18 protein-coding genes are annotated in these 15,512 nt (G+C 61.9%); 11 read left to right on the top strand and 7 right to left on the bottom strand.

The features are described from left to right. A partial coding sequence (locus WBK23_RS17715) for a hypothetical protein (protein ID WP_424485245.1) occupies positions 1-181 on the top strand: 181 nt, incomplete at its 5' end. Here the strand turns inward: WBK23_RS17715 and tyrS are convergent. Next, entirely contained in the window at positions 162-1,361 is a 1,200-nt protein-coding gene (gene tyrS / locus WBK23_RS17710; protein WP_424485244.1) for a tyrosine--tRNA ligase, read from the bottom strand. The two genes, WBK23_RS17715 and tyrS, sit on opposite strands and share 20 nt — an antisense overlap. Before the next feature lie 213 nt (positions 1,362-1,574). On the opposite strand from tyrS, the gene WBK23_RS17705 reads away from it, so the two are divergent. After that, on the top strand, positions 1,575-2,981 hold the full coding sequence (locus WBK23_RS17705) for a peptidoglycan DD-metalloendopeptidase family protein (protein WP_424485243.1): 1,407 nt from the start codon (positions 1,575-1,577) through the stop codon (positions 2,979-2,981). A 3-nt stretch (positions 2,982-2,984) separates the two neighbouring features. Beyond that, the gene (locus tag WBK23_RS17700; protein ID WP_424485242.1) at positions 2,985-4,076 is read left to right on the top strand and encodes an anhydro-N-acetylmuramic acid kinase; all 1,092 of its coding nucleotides are present in this window, start codon (positions 2,985-2,987) and stop codon (positions 4,074-4,076) included. A 77-nt stretch (positions 4,077-4,153) separates the two neighbouring features. On the opposite strand, the gene erpA is transcribed toward WBK23_RS17700, so the two are convergent. The 4 genes from erpA to argC form a co-directional block, all read right to left on the bottom strand. After that, on the bottom strand, positions 4,154-4,504 hold the full coding sequence (erpA, locus tag WBK23_RS17695; RefSeq protein ID WP_424485241.1) for an iron-sulfur cluster insertion protein ErpA: 351 nt from the start codon (positions 4,502-4,504) through the stop codon (positions 4,154-4,156). A gap of 82 nt (positions 4,505-4,586) precedes the next feature. Next, positions 4,587-4,997 carry a bactofilin family protein gene (locus tag WBK23_RS17690; protein WP_424485240.1) on the bottom strand — a complete coding sequence of 137 codons (411 nt, stop codon included), beginning with the start codon at positions 4,995-4,997 and terminating at the stop codon, positions 4,587-4,589. Between the two features lie 9 nt (positions 4,998-5,006). Continuing rightward, positions 5,007-5,684 carry a DUF6776 family protein gene (locus tag WBK23_RS17685; RefSeq protein WP_424485239.1) on the bottom strand — a complete coding sequence of 226 codons (678 nt, stop codon included), beginning with the start codon at positions 5,682-5,684 and terminating at the stop codon, positions 5,007-5,009. Between the two features lie 53 nt (positions 5,685-5,737). Then, entirely contained in the window at positions 5,738-6,772 is a 1,035-nt protein-coding gene (argC, locus tag WBK23_RS17680) for an N-acetyl-gamma-glutamyl-phosphate reductase (RefSeq protein WP_424485238.1), read from the bottom strand. A gap of 136 nt (positions 6,773-6,908) precedes the next feature. On the opposite strand from argC, the gene hemJ reads away from it, so the two are divergent. The 5 genes from hemJ (at position 6,909) to WBK23_RS17655 (ending at position 11,484) form a co-directional block, all read left to right on the top strand. Further along, complete coding sequence (gene hemJ / locus WBK23_RS17675; protein WP_424485237.1) at positions 6,909-7,337, top strand: protoporphyrinogen oxidase HemJ; 429 nt, start codon at positions 6,909-6,911, stop codon at positions 7,335-7,337. Between the two features lie 24 nt (positions 7,338-7,361). Beyond that, positions 7,362-8,324: an NAD(P)H-dependent flavin oxidoreductase gene (locus tag WBK23_RS17670; RefSeq protein WP_424485236.1), complete on the top strand. Its 963-nt coding sequence runs from the start codon at positions 7,362-7,364 to the stop codon at positions 8,322-8,324. Continuing rightward, positions 8,321-9,586, top strand: coding sequence for an alanine racemase (locus tag WBK23_RS17665; protein WP_424485235.1), 1,266 nt, complete (start codon positions 8,321-8,323; stop codon positions 9,584-9,586). Before WBK23_RS17670 ends, WBK23_RS17665 begins: the two co-directional genes overlap by 4 nt. A 98-nt stretch (positions 9,587-9,684) precedes the next feature. After that, complete coding sequence (locus WBK23_RS17660) at positions 9,685-10,638, top strand: DUF805 domain-containing protein (protein WP_424485234.1); 954 nt, start codon at positions 9,685-9,687, stop codon at positions 10,636-10,638. Between the two features lie 54 nt (positions 10,639-10,692). Then, entirely contained in the window at positions 10,693-11,484 is a 792-nt protein-coding gene (locus WBK23_RS17655; protein WP_424485233.1) for an SDR family NAD(P)-dependent oxidoreductase, read from the top strand. Here the strand turns inward: WBK23_RS17655 and WBK23_RS17650 are convergent. Then, positions 11,481-12,962 (bottom strand): AAA family ATPase, encoded by a 1,482-nt coding sequence (locus WBK23_RS17650; RefSeq protein ID WP_424485232.1) that lies wholly within the window; start codon positions 12,960-12,962, stop codon positions 11,481-11,483. The two genes, WBK23_RS17655 and WBK23_RS17650, sit on opposite strands and share 4 nt — an antisense overlap. A gap of 78 nt (positions 12,963-13,040) precedes the next feature. Between WBK23_RS17650 and WBK23_RS17645 the strand changes: the two genes are divergently transcribed. The 3 genes from WBK23_RS17645 (at position 13,041) to coq7 (ending at position 14,911) form a co-directional block, all read left to right on the top strand. After that, the gene (locus WBK23_RS17645; RefSeq protein WP_424485231.1) at positions 13,041-13,379 is read left to right on the top strand and encodes a histidine triad nucleotide-binding protein; all 339 of its coding nucleotides are present in this window, start codon (positions 13,041-13,043) and stop codon (positions 13,377-13,379) included. After that, positions 13,376-14,197, top strand: a complete 822-nt coding sequence (locus WBK23_RS17640) for a formylglycine-generating enzyme family protein (protein WP_424485230.1) — start codon at positions 13,376-13,378, stop codon at positions 14,195-14,197. Before WBK23_RS17645 ends, WBK23_RS17640 begins: the two co-directional genes overlap by 4 nt. A 66-nt stretch (positions 14,198-14,263) precedes the next feature. Then, a complete protein-coding gene (coq7, locus tag WBK23_RS17635; protein ID WP_424485229.1) occupies positions 14,264-14,911 on the top strand; it encodes a 2-polyprenyl-3-methyl-6-methoxy-1,4-benzoquinone monooxygenase in 648 nt (215 codons plus the stop codon). 68 nt (positions 14,912-14,979) lie between these two features. On the opposite strand, the gene WBK23_RS17630 is transcribed toward coq7, so the two are convergent. After that, on the bottom strand, positions 14,980-15,402 hold the full coding sequence (locus WBK23_RS17630; RefSeq protein ID WP_424485228.1) for an OsmC family protein: 423 nt from the start codon (positions 15,400-15,402) through the stop codon (positions 14,980-14,982). Positions 15,403-15,512 lie beyond the last annotated feature (110 nt).

Raw genomic sequence — 15,512 nt, 5'->3', positions numbered from 1 at the left:
CCACCCTGCCAGCCCGGCGCATTCTACGCAGCTTTCGCTGCTTTGCAAGCCCTCTTTTAAATCTAACTTCTTGTTTTATAAGAAGTTTCAAGAGCCGCTTACGCCGGAAGAGGCGCGAATTATAGGGCCGAAACAAACCACGTCAACACTTATCTGGCCACTTACTCAGCTTTTAGGCTAATCCGCGCAAAAGCCTTCTTGCCAGCCTGGCAAACATGAGTCGCGCCCAGCTTACATATAAAGGAGCGATCGACCACCTCGCCATCGACACGAACACCGCCGGAGCCGAGCAGATCGCGAGCTACCGCAGAGTTCTTCACCAACCCCGACTTATTCAACAGCGCCGCGATCGGCATATCCTCGGCCGCCATCAGCTCGATCTCCGGCAGATCCTCTGGCAGCTCGCCTTCCTTCATACGGTTACCCGCAGAGCGATGCGCAGTGGCTGCCGCCTCTTCGCCATGGAAGCGCGCGACGATCTCTTCAGCCAGCTTGATCTTGATATCACGAGGATTAGCACCCGCCTCGACATCACGCTTGAACTGCTCGATCTCATCCATGGAGCGGAAGCTGAGCAATTCGAAGTAACGCCACATCAGCGCATCTGGCATGGAAACCAGTTTGTTGTACATGACACCGGGCGCTTCCTGGATACCTATATAGTTGCCCAATGATTTGGACATCTTCTTCACGCCATCCAACCCTTCAAGCAGCGGCATGGTGACGATGCACTGCGACGCCTGGCCGTAAGAGCGCTGAAGCTCACGCCCCATCAACAGATTGAACTTCTGGTCGGTCCCGCCCAGCTCGACATCCGCCCGCAGCGCGACCGAGTCATACCCCTGAACCAACGGATAGAGGAACTCGTGAATGGCGATAGGCTGGTTGGTCGAGTAACGCTTGCTGAAGTCATCGCGCTCGAGCATGCGCGCAACGGTGTACTGCGAGGTCAGGCGGATGAAGTCGGCCGGCCCCATCTTGTCCATCCAGGTGGAGTTGAAGGCCACCTCGGTTTTCGCCGGATCAAGAATCTTGAACACCTGGGCCTTGTAGGTCTCGGCATTCTCCAGCACCTGCTCACGCGTCAGCGGAGGGCGCGTGGCGCTCTTGCCACTGGGATCACCGATCATGCCGGTGAAGTCGCCAATCAGAAAGATTACCTGATGACCCAGCTCCTGGAACTGACGCAGCTTATTAATAAGCACGGTATGCCCCAGGTGCAGATCCGGCGCAGTCGGATCGAAACCCGCCTTGATACGCAGGGGCTGACCACGCTTGAGCTTTTCAACCAGCTCGGCCTCAACCAGAACCTCTTCCGCACCACGCTTGATCAGCGCCAACTGCTCTTCAACCGACTTCATGACAGAACTCACGACCACTCAAAAACGAAAGGGAACCAACCATACAAGATCACAGACAAATCACAAGTTCTGCTGGCCGGCCGCACCGCCTAAGACCACCTGGCGACAACCGGGGTTGCCTAGCAGGCGATTTGGTTATATTTTATACAGTTACTGCATATTCATCATTTCGTTTGTTTATTTCTCTTTATCTTCAAAGTCAAAAAGCAGCCTATGACCTCTACAACTAAAGCGCCGCCGCTGTACCCGAAAAGCCACATTCTGGCTGCTAGCGGCGTCGCCGCCCTACTCAGCCTTGCCCTACTGGTATTCCCCTCCCGCGAAGTCGAAGCCAAGAAAACCTACATTAATCTGGAGCTGGATAACGGCGCAGAGCTGAGCGAACCACAAGATCCGAGCGCCGCTGAAACCCTGAGTCTGAACAAAGGCCAATCGCCTTTTGTCAACACGGCTGAATCCAGCCAAGACCAACAACCACAAAGCCCGGCTCAGGCTGTCGCGCCGGTCATCACTGATCCGCTGCAGCACACCATCAAAGTTGGTAATGGCGACACCCTGTCCACGGTCTTTGCTAAGGTCGGCCTGCCTGCAACCACTCTGCATCAGGTCATCAGCAGCAGTAAGGAAGCCAAGCAGCTGACCCGCCTGAAAGTCGGCCAAACCCTTGAGTTCCGCCTCACCGCCGACGGCCAGCTTGAGAGCCTGCACAGTAAGCTCAGCGACTTGGAAAGCGTGGCACTGGCCAAAACCGAAAAAGGCTTCAGCTTCAAGCGTGAAGTGGTCAAGCCCGAGGTGAAAACCACCTATCGCCATGGCGTGATCAACAGCTCGCTGTTCCTCTCGGCCAAGCGCGCCGGTTTGTCGCACAACTTGACCATGGATCTGGCCAACGTCTTTGGCTACGACATCGACTTCGCCATGGACATCCGCGAAGGCGATGAATTCGAGCTGATCTACGAAGAGAAAGTGGTCAACGGCAAACAAGTCGGCACCGGCAACATCCTCTCCGCGCGCTTCACCAACCGCGGTAAAACCTACACCGCCGTGCGCTACACCAACAAACAAGGCAATAGCAGCTACTACAACGCCAAAGGCGAAAGCATGCGCAAAGCCTTTATCCGCACCCCGGTCGACTTTGCCCGTATCAGCTCGCGCTTCTCCACCGGCCGCCGCCACCCCGTGCTGAACAAGATCCGCGCACACAAAGGTGTCGACTACGCAGCCCCCCGCGGCACCCCGATCAAAGCAGCCGGCGATGGCCGCATCACCCTTGCAGGCCGCCATGGCGGCTACGGCAATGCGGTAATCATCCAGCACGGCCAACGCTACCGCACGCTGTACGCACACATGAACGGCTTCGCCAAAGGCGTGCGCAGCGGCACCAGCGTCAAGCAGGGCCAGATCATCGGCTACATTGGCACCACAGGGCTTTCCACCGGCCCGCACCTGCATTACGAATTCCAGGTCAACGGCGTCCACGTCGACCCGCTGAGCCAGAAGCTGCCGATGAGCGATCCTATCGCCGGCAGTGAAAAAGCCCGCTTTATGCAGCTGAGCAAACCGCTGATGGCACAGATGGACAAAGAGAAGTCCACACTGCTCGCCCTCAATCAGCGCTAAGCCATGCCCCTCTACCTTGGAGTGATGTCCGGAACCAGCCTGGATGGCCTGGACATCGCCCTGATCGAGCAGCAAGACACCACCCGCCTGCTGGGCACCCGCTACCTGCCGATGCCAGAAGACCTGCGCAGCGCGCTGCTGAGCCTATGCAGCTCAGGCCCGGATGAGCTCGCGCGCGCAGCCATTGCCGAACAGCAATGGGCGCGGCTCGCAGCCCAGGGCATCAACGAACTGCTGCAGCAACACAACCTAGCGGCGCACGCCATCCGCGCCATCGGCAGCCACGGTCAGACCGTGCGCCATGAGCCCGCCCGCGGCTTTACCATTCAGATAGCCAATTCGGCACTGCTGGCCGAACTCACCGGCATCAGTGTCGTCAGCGATTTCCGCCGTCGCGATGTGGCAGCTGGTGGTCAAGGCGCACCACTGGTTCCAGCGTTTCACCAGGCCTTGTTCGCCAGCGCGGGCAGTCGGCGCGCCATCCTCAATATTGGCGGGTTCAGCAACCTCAGCCTGCTCGAGCAGGATCAACCGGTGCACGGCTTCGATTGCGGCCCGGGTAACGTCCTGCTCGATGCCTGGATTCAGCGCCACCAGGGCCTGACCTATGACAAAAGCGGCGCATGGGCGGCCAGCGGCCACGTGCAACCGCAGCTTCTGCAAGCCCTACTCAGCGATCCTTATTTCCAAACCCAAGGTCCGAAGAGCACCGGCCGCGAGCTGTTCAACATCGACTGGCTCGACCATCACCTGCACGCCCTGCCGCCGCTTGCCGCCGCCGATGTGCAGGCCAGCCTGCTCGAACTGACAGCCATCAGCATCAGCGCGGCACTGACGGCGGCGCAACCGAACAGCGAAGCGCTGCTGGTGTGTGGCGGCGGCGCGCATAACCTGGCGCTGATGCAGCGCCTGGCGGCACTATTGCCGGCGTGTCAGGTCAGCAGCACCGACGCGCATGGCGTACCGGCTGACTGGGTCGAAGCCATGGCATTTGCCTGGTTGGCTCACTGCTGCCTGGAAGGCATACCGGCCAACCGCCCCAGCGTCACCGGCGCACAAGGGCTGCGGGTGCTCGGCGCGATCTACCCCGCCTGATACCGAGATAAAATCTCGCCCGCAGAAACGACAACGCCGTGCACAGGGCACGGCGTTACGTTGAACAGCCTTGGCTATCAGATCGAGAACGACGAACCGCAACCGCAAGTAGTGGTGGCGTTTGGGTTCTTGATCACGAAGCGCGAGCCTTCCAAACCTTCCTGGTAATCGACTTCAGCACCGGCCAGGTACTGGAAGCTCATCGGGTCAACCACCAGGCTGACGCCTTCGCGCTCGACGATGGTGTCGTCATCGGCCACTTCTTCATCAAAGGTAAAACCGTACTGGAAGCCGGAACAACCGCCCCCCGTAACAAACACGCGCAATTTCAGGCGCGAGTTACCTTCCTCATCGACCAGGCTCTTCACCTTGTTCGCCGCACCCTGCGTGAATTGCAACGCTGTGGGGGTAAAGGTTTCGACGCTCATGCTGACTAACTCCCGGCGCTACGCGCCATGTTGCACTCTGATTCTGACCGGCATTATCCGCTTACCCTAGAAAAGCGGTCAACTATTCTGCGGATTCCAGGCTTTGCGGCAACTCCAACGGCCGAGGCTCATCCTGCAGATGACACAGACGCCCTTCGATCTGCGCGCCCATGGCCATTTCCATCAGGGCGTAATACAGATTGCCGCGCACCCGCGCGCGCGGACCCAGCTCAAGATGCGCACTGGCGTGCACATCGCCGATCACCTCGCCATCGATAACGATATGCGGGGCCCGAATCTCGCCCTCAACCTGGCCCTGCACGCTGACCCGGACCATGCCTTCGCTGGTCAGCAGGTTGCCGTGGATCTTGCCATCCACCTGCACCGCGCCCTGAAAGCGCAGGTTGCCATGCAGCTCGGCCCCCACCGCGATCAGGCTGGTCTTGCCACTGAAACGCTGAGCGTCGGCCCGGCCTTTGTCTTTATTCCACATAAGCAACAGTCACTCCTGGTTGCCCCACTTGAATGTGCGCAGCAGCGGTTTCTCGCCCTGCACTTCGGCACGTACCTTGACCTCAACCGGGACAAAGCCCTCGGGCAGCTTCAGCTCGGCAAACTGTTCTGCCGCAGGAATCGCCTGAAAATGCTTGAAGGCGAATGCAATGGCCTGCTCGGGCAAGGCATCCGGCAGCCCCTGAGTCAGCGCTGCCAACTCCAGGGTGACATCCTGCTCACCTTGTTTGCCGATGATCGAGACCTGCAGCTGGCCTTCCAGCGGCGTGTCGCCCTTACCCACACGGCTCAGCAGTATCTTGTAGCGGAAATACGCGGGCCTGTCCGTGGCCTGCAGCTCAAAGGCTTTGATGCGCAAGCCTTCGCGACGACTGGCCGGAGCCAGCACGCCTTTGTAGAAGGCCAGGTCCTGCTGCTGTTTATACACCTGCTCTTCCAGCAGCTTGATGGTCAGACGGCTCTGCTCGTTGGCCTGCAGGCTGACCTTCTCGGCGCTGGTCAGTACCGCCAGGCGCTGACGCAAGGCATCCAGTTCCTGTTCCTGCGCCACGTCACGCACCGGCGCAGTTGGCGGGGCTTCGGCCAGCATCTGCACGCCGCGGGTATGCCACCAACCGCCGGTATAGAACGCCAGCGGAATACACAGCACCAGCAGCAAGCCGAGCATGCGCACACGCCTGGCGCGGCCCGGGTCGCTTGGACGAACTTCCCAGCCCGCCATCAGGGCAGCAGCGCGGCGTGGGACAAGCCCAGCCGCTCATCGAGGCCGAAGAGGATGTTCATGTTCTGCACCGCCTGACCCGACGCACCCTTGACCAGGTTGTCGATCACCGACAACACCACCACCAGGTCGCCATCCTGCGGCCGGTGCACGGCGATCCGGCAGACGTTGGCGCCACGCACGCTGCGGGTTTCTGGATGGCTGCCGGCCGGCATCACATCGACGAAGGGCTCGTTGGCATAACGCTTCTCGAACAACGCCTGCAGGTCCACCGAGCGGTCGACCACGGTGGCGTAAAGCGTGGCGTGAATACCACGAATCATTGGCGTCAGGTGCGGCACAAAGGTCAGGCCGACATCCTTACCTGCAGCCCGCCGTAGGCCTTGGCGAATCTCCGGAAGGTGGCGATGCCCCTTCACGCCATAAGCCTTCATGCTCTCACCGGCTTCGCTGAACAGCGAACCAACGCTGGCGCCGCGACCGGCACCGCTGACCCCGGACTTGCAGTCGGCGATCACTTGCGTGGTATCGGCCAGCCCGGCTTCCAGCAGCGGGATCAGCGCTAGCTGCGCGGCCGTCGGGTAGCAACCCGGCACCGCAATCAAACGCGCCTGCTTGATCGCCTCACGATTGACTTCCGGCAGCCCGTAGACCGCTTCCGGCAGCAGATCCGGCGCGCCATGCGGCTGGCCGTACCACTTGGCCCACTCATCGGCATCCTGCAGACGGAAGTCGGCCGACAGGTCGATCACCTTGGTCCCTGCGGCCAGCAGCTCACCTGCCAGGGCATGCGCAACCCCGTGCGGCGTGGCGAAGAACACCACATCGCAAGCACCCAAGGTAGCCACGTCCGGCACGCTGAACGCCAGCTGGTCGTAATGACCGCGCAGGTTCGGATACATCTCGTCGACACGCATGCCCGCCTCGGAGCGCGAGGTAATCACCTCGACCTGTGCCTGCGGGTGTTGCGCCAGCAAACGCAACAGCTCGACACCGGTATAACCCGTGCCGCCGACGATTCCGACCTTGATCATCACTTGCCCCTCTGCAATACCACCATTGGAAAGCTGCCGATGATACGGCCGCTTCGGCCAGGGGCCAACCGCCAGTGATGACGGAGACAGTCACGCCCACTACTATCGGGGCACTTTCCTGCAACGAGTGCGAACAATGCTCTATCTGTGGCTCAAGGCCCTGCACATCATCGCCATGGTCTGCTGGTTTGCCGGCTTGTTCTACCTGCCGCGCCTGTTCGTCTACCACGCCATGAGCAGCGACGCGATCAGCCGAGAACGCTTCTGCATCATGGAGCGCAAGCTCTATCGCGGGATCATGTGGCCATCGCTGATTCTCACCGTCGGCCTTGGCCTGTGGCTGCTCAGCCTCAATCCCGGCTACTACTTCAGCCAGGGCTGGATGCACGCCAAGCTGAGCCTGGTGGCGCTGCTGGTGGTCTACCAGTTTATCTGCGGTGCCCAGCTCAAGGCGTTTGCCCGCGGCGAGAACCCGCGCGGTCATGTGTTCTACCGTTGGTTCAATGAAGCGCCTGTGCTGGCTTTGCTGGGCATCGTTATCCTGGTCGTGGTTCGCCCATTCTAACCCCCTACAACAAGAGGATTGCCCATGTCGCTGCCTGCCCTGCTCGAACAACGTCTGCGCTTGCCCCTGGTCGCTGCGCCGATGTTTCTGGTGTCCAATCCGCAACTGGTGCTCGCCTGCTGCCATAGCGGCATAGTCGGCAGCTTTCCCGCGCTCAACCAGCGCGACAGCGGCGGCTTCAAGGCCTGGCTGGAGGAAATTCAGGCGGGCCTCGACGCCAACGCCGCGCCCTATGCGGTCAACCTGATCGTGCATGGAACCAACCCGCGCCTGCAGGCCGACCTGGCGATCTGCGTCGAACAGCGCGTACCCATCGTCATCACCAGCCTTGGCGCGGTGAAGGAAGTGGTCGATGCCGTGCACAGTTACGGCGGCCTGGTATTCCATGACGTGACGACCCGCCGGCATGCCGAGAAAGCCGCCGAAGCCGGCGTCGATGGCCTGATCGCGGTGGCCGCCGGGGCCGGTGGCCATGCCGGCACCTGGAGCCCGTTTGCGCTGATTGCCGAGATTCGGCAATTCTTCGACAAGACCCTGCTGCTGGCCGGCTGCCTCAACCAGGGCCACGAGGTACTCGCCGCCCAACTGCTCGGCGCGGACCTGGCCTATATGGGCACACGCCTGATCGCCACACAGGAGAACGCCGCCTCACCGGCCTACAAACAGATGCTGCTCGACGCCAAGGCCGTGGACATCATTCACACCCCAGCGGTGTCCGGGGTGCCGGCGAGCTTTATGCGCCAGAGCCTGGAACTGGCCGGCTACGACATCAAGCAGCTGCAGAGCAAAGGCGAGGTCAATTATGGCGAGAAGCTCAAGCCCATGGATGAAGAAGCCAAGGCCTGGAAGACCGTCTGGTCAGCCGGTCAGGGCGTTGGCGCGATTGCCGATCTGCCCAGCGTCGAACAGCTGATCGCACGCCTGGACAGCGAATACCGCGCCGCCCTCGAACACAGCCAGCGCCTGCAACAACGCTGGCCACGGTGAAACGCCGCAGCCTGCTCGGCCTGGCGGGCCTCGGCTTGCTCGGCGGCTGGGCCTTGCGCCCCAGTGATCACGGCCAGCCGTACTCGCCTTATTTCGCGACGCTCAACCAGTTGCTGCGCCGCGAAAACCCAGGTGTGCCCTTGCTGGTGGTCGACCTCGAGCGCCTCGACCAGAACGCCGAGTTGCTCGCCCAGCAGCTCGGCGCGCGCCTGCCGCTGCGCCTGGTGGCCAAGTCGCTGGCCGCCACCGGCCTGCTCGATTACCTGGCGAAGAAACTCGATACGCAGCGCTTTATGGTGTTTCACCAGCCGCAGATCAATCAGCTGGCGCAGAGCTTCCCCCAGGCCGACCTGCTGCTCGGCAAACCCTTGCCCAGCGCCGCCGCCCTGCACTTTTATCAACAACTGCCGCCGGCCAGCGCGTTTGACCCGCCCCGACAACTCACCTGGCTGATCGACAGTCCGGCCCGACTGGGGCAATACGCGGAGCTGGCCAAAGCCCTCAACCAGCCGTTGCAGATCGCCTTCGAGATCGATATCGGCCTGGCTCGTGGCGGCTTCGCCGATCCCGCCGCGCTCGCCGCCGCACTCAGCTGGCTACGCGACACCCCGACGTTGCTGCGCGTACGCGGGCTGATGGGCTATGACGCCCAGCTCGCACACACGCCGTTCTGGGTGACGCAGAACGTCGCCTTTACCCAGAGCACCGCGCGCTATCGGAGCTTTATCGCCGCTGCCGAGCAATTCCCTGGGCTATGGCCGCAGCAACCCCTGCTCAATGGGGCCGGCAGCCTGACCTATGCCCTGCACGCCAAGGGCGACAGCGCCCTGAATGAAGTCTCGGTCGGCTCTGCCTTGCTCAAGCCGAGCGATTTCGACACCGACCTGCTCAGCGCCCAGCAGCCGGCCCTGTGGGTGGCCAGCCCGGTACTAAAAGTCCTGCCGGGGCAATTGCCCTTTCTCGACAGCGGTTACTCGCTGCTGCAAGGCTGGAACCGCAACCGCCAGCAAAACTATTACCTCTACGGCGGCCAATGGCCAGCCGAACCGCTGTCGCCGAGCGGGCTCAGCTACGACCCGCTGTACGGGCGCAGTGCCAACCAGGAACGCCTGATCGGCTCGGCCAGCACAGGCCTGCACGTCGATGACTGGGTATTTTTGCGACCGCAGCGCTCTGAAGGCCTGTTCGAGCTGTTCAACCAGCTCGTTCTACTGCGCAATGGTCGCCTAGTCGGTAGCTGGGCCGCCCACAACAGAGCATGACGACAGTCCACATTTGCGCGCCAAGCAGCTTGTTTCCTGGCCTGCCGGGCGGCTAGTCTGTAGCGCAATTCCATCCTGGCACCGACAAGGAAGCCGACATGACCCAAGCCCGCTTCAAGATTGTTTTCAACGGCGAGTTGATGCCCGATGTGGCCCTGGAAACCGCCAAAGAGAATCTCGCCCGCCTGTTCAAAAGCGACCAAGCCCGGATCAATGCGCTGTTCAGCGGTAGCACCATCGACATCAAACGCGACCTCAGCGAAAACGAAGCCGATCAGTACCTCAAGGCCCTGCAAAGTGCCGGGGCTAAAGTGCGCAAGGAAACCGATAAAGCCGCCAGCCTCAGTCTGGTGGCCACCGATGACCACCCGGACCCGGCTCAGAGCACCGCGCCAAGCGCCGAAAGCAGCGTCGAAATGACCTGCCCCAAGTGCCAGCACCAGCAGCCCAAGGCCATCGAATGCTCGGCCTGCGGCATCGTTATCGAGAAATTTATCGCGCGTCAGGCCATGCTCGCGGAAAACCCGCCGGAAGTGGCCAGCGCCGCCACACCTTACGCCACACCCAAAGCTGCAGTGGCTGAAGAGCTGCCGGAGTTCGGTGAGCTAAAAGCCTTCACCACCGACGGCCGCATCGGCCGCCTGCGCTACCTGGCCTGGTCGATGGTACTGGTGTTCGCCTGCCTGCCACTGTTCGCCATAGCTGGCGGCTTTATGATGGCCTCGGAAATTCTCGGCGGCCTGCTGATAGCGGTGGTCGGCATTGCGTTTGCCGTAGTCGGCATCATGATTGGCGTACAGCGCCTGCACGACATCGGCTGGTCCGGCTGGCTACTGCTGGTCACCCTGGTACCTGCAGTCGGCAGTGTCTTCTCGCTGTTGATGTTTATTATCCCCGGCAGCACCGAGGCCAATCGCTTTGGCCCGCCGCCGCCGCCCAACAGCAAGGCGGTAAAAGTCCTTGCTGCACTCTGGCTGGCCGTTATCGTCCTCGGCATCGTCGCCGCCATCGTCCTGCCGGCCTATATGGGCTTTGCCGACACCGGCCTGTAAGACGCAACCTTGCGCGGCACATGGGGTCGAACCGGCCCCATCACGGAGAACCCTATGAGCCGTTACGCCCTTATTACCGGAGCCTCCAGCGGTATCGGCCTGGCCCTGGCCGAAGCCCTGGCGCGGCGTGGCCGCAATCTGATTCTGGTGGCACGGCAACGCGATGCGCTGGAAAGCATCGCCTGCGAGCTGACCCAGCGCTTTTCCGTTGAGGTGCTGTTTCGCGTCTGCGACCTCAGTCAGCCGCTACAGGTCAGTGGCCTGCTACACGAACTGGAGCAAGGCGAACGCAGCATCGATCTGCTGGTAAACAACGCCGGCATCGGCACCAGCGGGGCGTTTGTCGCCCAGGATTGGTCTCGCGAGCAGCAGTTGATCGAGTTGAATGTATTGGCACTGGCGCGCCTCTGTCATGCCATCGGCACCATCATGGCCGGCCAGGGCAGCGGGCAGATTCTCAACGTCGCCTCGGTGGCCGCGTTTCAACCGGGCCCGGGGATGAGCAACTACTACGCCAGCAAGGCATTCGTCCTGCATTTCTCCGAAGGCCTGCGTGAAGAACTCAAGGAGCATGGCGTCAAGGTCTCGGTGCTCTGCCCTGGGCCAACTCGCAGCGCCTTCTTCCGCAATGCGCAGATGAGCGTCGAGGCGCTGCAAGACAGCAAGCTGATGATGAGCGCCGAGGAAGTGGCACTTATCACCGTCAAGGCGCTGGAGAAAAACCGCGCGATCATCATTCCCGGCTGGCGTAATCGCCTGCTGGCACTCAGCCCGCGCCTGGGCCCGCGCTGGCTGGTACGGAGGATCAGTGGCCGCTTGAATCGCCAGTTCGGTACTCCCAACTAACCGGCATTCACCGTACGGCCATTGGCCCAGGCGCGCAGGGCGTCGAGGTCTTCGGCCATCACCACCGACAACGGCGCAGTGCTCTGGAGGCTCTGTAGCAGCAAGGCCTGAGTCACCGCTTGCTGCTGCGCCTGCGCGGCGTACAGCGCGCTGACCACCGCCTGCTCGATCTCCGCCCCGGAAAAGCCGTCGCAGGCCGCGGCCAGTTGCGCCAAGTCAAACCCTGTCGGGTCCAGCTCGCGCCGCACCAGGTGAATGCGGAAAATCTCAGCGCGCACGCTGGCATCCGGCAGGTCGACAAAGAACAACTCATCGAAACGGCCCTTGCGTACCAGCTCCGGCGGTAGCCGCGAGATCACGTTGGCGGTGGCCACCATAAACACCGGTGCCTTGCGCTCGGCCATCCAGGTCAGCAGGGTGCCGAGCACGCGCTGGCTGACGCCGCCGTCATGGTCACCGCTGGCCAGGCCCTTCTCGATCTCGTCCATCCACAACACGCAGGGTGCCATCTGCTCGGCCAGTTTCAGCGCCTCACGCAGGTTGCGCTCGGTTTCGCCGAAGAATTTGTTGTACAGACAAGCGAAATCCAGACGCAGCAGCGGCAAGCCCCACAACCCCGCCACCGCCTTGGCCGCCAGGCTCTTGCCGCCGCCCTGCACGCCGACCAGTAACACCCCCTTAGGCAGATCGACGCCTTTGCCCTCAAGGAAAATACTCTGCCGGTCACCCAGCCAGCGCTTGAGGTTACTCAGCCCGCCGACTTCGGCGAAGCGTGCGGTGTCGTACTCGAAGCTGAGCACACCATCGAGGTCGAGCAGTTTGAACTTGGTCTTGTTCAGTTCGGGCAGGTCTTCCTGGGTGATCGCACCGTCATCGCAGATCACATTGCGCGCCAGCGCACGCGCCTCGGCATGGCTGAGGCCGCGCAGGTTCTTCACCACCTGCTGCAGGGTGCGGTTGTCGGTGCGCACTCGGGCATTGCGGTTGCGCGCGCTCCAGGCCGTGGCCTCATCGCGCACAATCGCCAGCAGCTCCTCCTCGGACGGCAACGCCAGGCTGAAACGCGAGGCATAGCGCTGCACCTCGGGCGGCAAGTTGCAGGCGTGCGAGACCAGCACCAGTGTCGGCTTGCTCGGCAGCTCGCTCATGGCGATTTCCTTGAGCAGACGCACCAGCTTGGGGTTATCCGAAAGGAATGGATGCAGGTCGCACATCACATACAGCGTCGGCTGCGGATCGGCCTTGATCAGGCGCAGAGCGGTTTCCGGCTCCAGCGTCGCGCTATCGACGGGCTCTTGAATGGAAAACCCCACGCGCTGTAAGCCCTCGGTCACCGACCACACCTGCAAACCCAGACCGCGACGCACCGCCAGACTGGTCAGGGTTTCCAGCACCCGCGCCTCATCCCAGGACTCGATCAGCACCAGCTTGGCCTTGGAGTCGAGCACCAGGCCCAAATCATGAATATCGTTTTTCACCCACACTCCTTGTCTACTGGTCGCTGCCCATTGGCACCGTTAAACTCGGCCCTCGTTCAACAGGCCGGGAGACTGTCCATGGACTGTCTGTTTTGCAAGATCGTCGCCGGGGAAATCCCCGCACGCAAGCTTTATGAAGATGACCAGGTACTGGCCTTCCACGATATCGGCCCGCAGGCTCCGGTGCATTTTCTGGTCATCCCGAAAAAACATATTCGTACCCTCAATGACCTGACCGAAGCGGATAAAGCGCTCGCTGGGCATATTCTCTTCACCGCGCAACGCCTGGCCAAGGAGCAAGGCTGCGAGGAAGGCTTTCGCGTGGTGATGAACTGCAACGAGCTGGGCGGCCAGACCGTGTACCACATCCATATGCACGTCCTCGGTCAGCGCCCCATGACCTGGCCACCGGGTTGATCGGCAAATCCCTCGGTGGGCTGGCCCTACTCGTCCTGCTGAGCAGTGGCGCGGCCCACGCGCAAGCCGTCGGCAGCGTATTTCGCGATGCCCTGCCCGCTGGCAAGCAGGGCCCCGAATTGGTGGTCGTACCAGCGGGGCGTTACCTGATGGGCGACCACACCGGGCGTGGCAACCATAACGAACGCCCGCTGACGCCCATCGAGATCCGCCACCCATTCGCTATCGGCCGTTTCGAAATCAGCTTCGCCGACTGGCAGCTGTATGCCGATGCCACCGACACACCGATGCCGGACAACGAAGGCTGGGGCCTTTCGTCCCAGCGCCCGGTGATGCACGTGTCCTGGCACCAGGCCCAGGCCTATAGCAAATGGCTGTCGAAGGTCAGCGGCCAGCGCTATCGCCTGCCTACCGAAGCCGAGTGGGAATATGCCGCCCGCGCCGGTAGCAGCAGTTATTACTGGTGGGGCGAACAACTCGACAGTCCCGACACTCGCCCGCGCGCGCATTGCCGCGGCTGCGCCAGCTCACGGCTGATCCAGAACAAGACCGAGCGCCTCGGCCAGTTCCCGGCCAACGCCTTCGGCCTGTACGACACCGCAGGCAATGTCTGGGAATGGACCGCCTCGCGCTTCGCCAGCCCGTTCGACGGCAGCGAGCAGAGCACTGCCAGCCTGCTCGACAAAAGCCCACGAGCGGTGCGCGGCGGTGCCTGGAACAGTGGCCCCAGCTACCTGCGCAGCAGTCAGCGCGATATGAAGCAGCCGCAGCACAAGGACTACGCCCTAGGCTTTCGCGTACTCCGCGAGCTGCCCTGATCTCGATCAAGTCGGCGGCCAGCGTTTGGAGTAAACTGGCCGCCGTAGTCATCGCCGGAGGTCCCTATGGCCAGCGAACGCCACTTCTCACCTGTTGACCGTCTGTTGTTGCAAGCCGATGCCGCGCTGCGCACGCTGCTGCCGTTTAGCGGTCAGCCAAGCCGCCCTTCCCCCGCCATCGTGCAGCCGGAAGCCGAGTTGGATGCAGCGCAGGCTCAGCATATCGCCGGGCTGATGCGCATCAACCACACCGGCGAGGTGTGCGCCCAGGCGCTGTACCAGGGCCAGGCCCTCACTGCCAAGCTGCCGCAGGTGCGCAAGGCGATGGAGCATGCCGCCGATGAGGAAATTGATCACCTGGCTTGGTGCGAGCAGCGCATCCGCCAGCTCGGCAGCCAACCCAGCGTGCTTAACCCACTGTTCTACGGTTTGTCGTTTGGCGTAGGTGCGGCTGCCGGGTTAATCAGCGATAAAGTCAGCCTGGGTTTTGTCGCCGCCACCGAAGATCAGGTGGTCAAGCACCTCGATGAACACCTGCAGCAATTGCCGGCGCAAGACCAGAAGTCTCGCGCGATCCTCGAGCAGATGCGTGAGGACGAAGAGCAGCATGCCAGCAGTGCCCTGCAAGCGGGCGGCCTGCGCTTCCCGGCACCGGTGAAGTTCGGCATGAGCCTGCTGGCCAAGGTCATGACCACAACCACGTATCGGCTGTAGCGCTGAATTGCAGGCAACAAAAAGGGCACCTTAGATGCCCTTTTGCTTATCCGGATCAGACGCCCGAATCAGCCCAGTTCGATGATCTCGTAGTCGTGAGTGATCTCAACACCGCCGCGACCGAGCATGATCGAAGCCGAGCAATACTTCTCCGCCGACAGCTCAACCGCACGCTTGACCTGCGCCTCTTTCAAGCCACGGCCCTTGACCACGAAATGCAGGTGGATCTTGGTGAACACCTTGGGTTCTTCCGTGGCGCGCTCGGCTTCAAGAAAGGCTTCGCAGCTCTCGACCGCCTGGCGGGATTTTTTCAGGATGCTGACCACATCGAAGTTGCTGCAACCACCCAACCCGATCAGCAGCATTTCCATCGGGCGCACACCCAGGTTGCGTCCACCGCTCTCCGGCGGGCCATCCATGACCAGCGCATGGCCGCTGCCCGACTCACCAATAAACAGGGCTTCACCGGCCCACTGAATGCGCGCTTTCATTACCCAGGCTCCGCTGTTAAAAAGGAAGGCAGCTTAGCACAGCGCTTTTGCCTGCCGGTCGCTGCGCCAATACCGGTAAGTTCCATGGCCAGATGTTAGCCAGGTCGCAA

Source organism: Pseudomonas sp., from assembly GCF_049653025.1.
Taxonomy (GTDB): domain Bacteria; phylum Pseudomonadota; class Gammaproteobacteria; order Pseudomonadales; family Pseudomonadaceae; genus Aquipseudomonas.
This window is presented reverse-complemented; position numbering and strand designations above follow the sequence as displayed.

What these genes read in the sequence shown, in the direction of transcription:
- tyrS (WP_424485244.1), bottom strand. Translation starts at nt 1,361, where the DNA reads ATGAAGTCGGTTGAAGAGCAGTTGGCGCTGATCAAGCGTGGTGCGGAA.
- WBK23_RS17705 (WP_424485243.1), top strand. Translation starts at nt 1,575, where the DNA reads ATGACCTCTACAACTAAAGCGCCGCCGCTGTACCCGAAAAGCCACATT.
- WBK23_RS17700 (WP_424485242.1), top strand. Translation starts at nt 2,985, where the DNA reads ATGCCCCTCTACCTTGGAGTGATGTCCGGAACCAGCCTGGATGGCCTG.
- erpA (WP_424485241.1), bottom strand. Translation starts at nt 4,504, where the DNA reads ATGAGCGTCGAAACCTTTACCCCCACAGCGTTGCAATTCACGCAGGGT.
- WBK23_RS17690 (WP_424485240.1), bottom strand. Translation starts at nt 4,997, where the DNA reads ATGTGGAATAAAGACAAAGGCCGGGCCGACGCTCAGCGTTTCAGTGGC.
- WBK23_RS17685 (WP_424485239.1), bottom strand. Translation starts at nt 5,684, where the DNA reads ATGCTCGGCTTGCTGCTGGTGCTGTGTATTCCGCTGGCGTTCTATACC.
- argC (WP_424485238.1), bottom strand. Translation starts at nt 6,772, where the DNA reads ATGATCAAGGTCGGAATCGTCGGCGGCACGGGTTATACCGGTGTCGAG.
- hemJ (WP_424485237.1), top strand. Translation starts at nt 6,909, where the DNA reads ATGCTCTATCTGTGGCTCAAGGCCCTGCACATCATCGCCATGGTCTGC.
- WBK23_RS17670 (WP_424485236.1), top strand. Translation starts at nt 7,362, where the DNA reads ATGTCGCTGCCTGCCCTGCTCGAACAACGTCTGCGCTTGCCCCTGGTC.
- WBK23_RS17660 (WP_424485234.1), top strand. Translation starts at nt 9,685, where the DNA reads ATGACCCAAGCCCGCTTCAAGATTGTTTTCAACGGCGAGTTGATGCCC.
- WBK23_RS17655 (WP_424485233.1), top strand. Translation starts at nt 10,693, where the DNA reads ATGAGCCGTTACGCCCTTATTACCGGAGCCTCCAGCGGTATCGGCCTG.
- WBK23_RS17645 (WP_424485231.1), top strand. Translation starts at nt 13,041, where the DNA reads ATGGACTGTCTGTTTTGCAAGATCGTCGCCGGGGAAATCCCCGCACGC.
- coq7 (WP_424485229.1), top strand. Translation starts at nt 14,264, where the DNA reads ATGGCCAGCGAACGCCACTTCTCACCTGTTGACCGTCTGTTGTTGCAA.
- WBK23_RS17630 (WP_424485228.1), bottom strand. Translation starts at nt 15,402, where the DNA reads ATGAAAGCGCGCATTCAGTGGGCCGGTGAAGCCCTGTTTATTGGTGAG.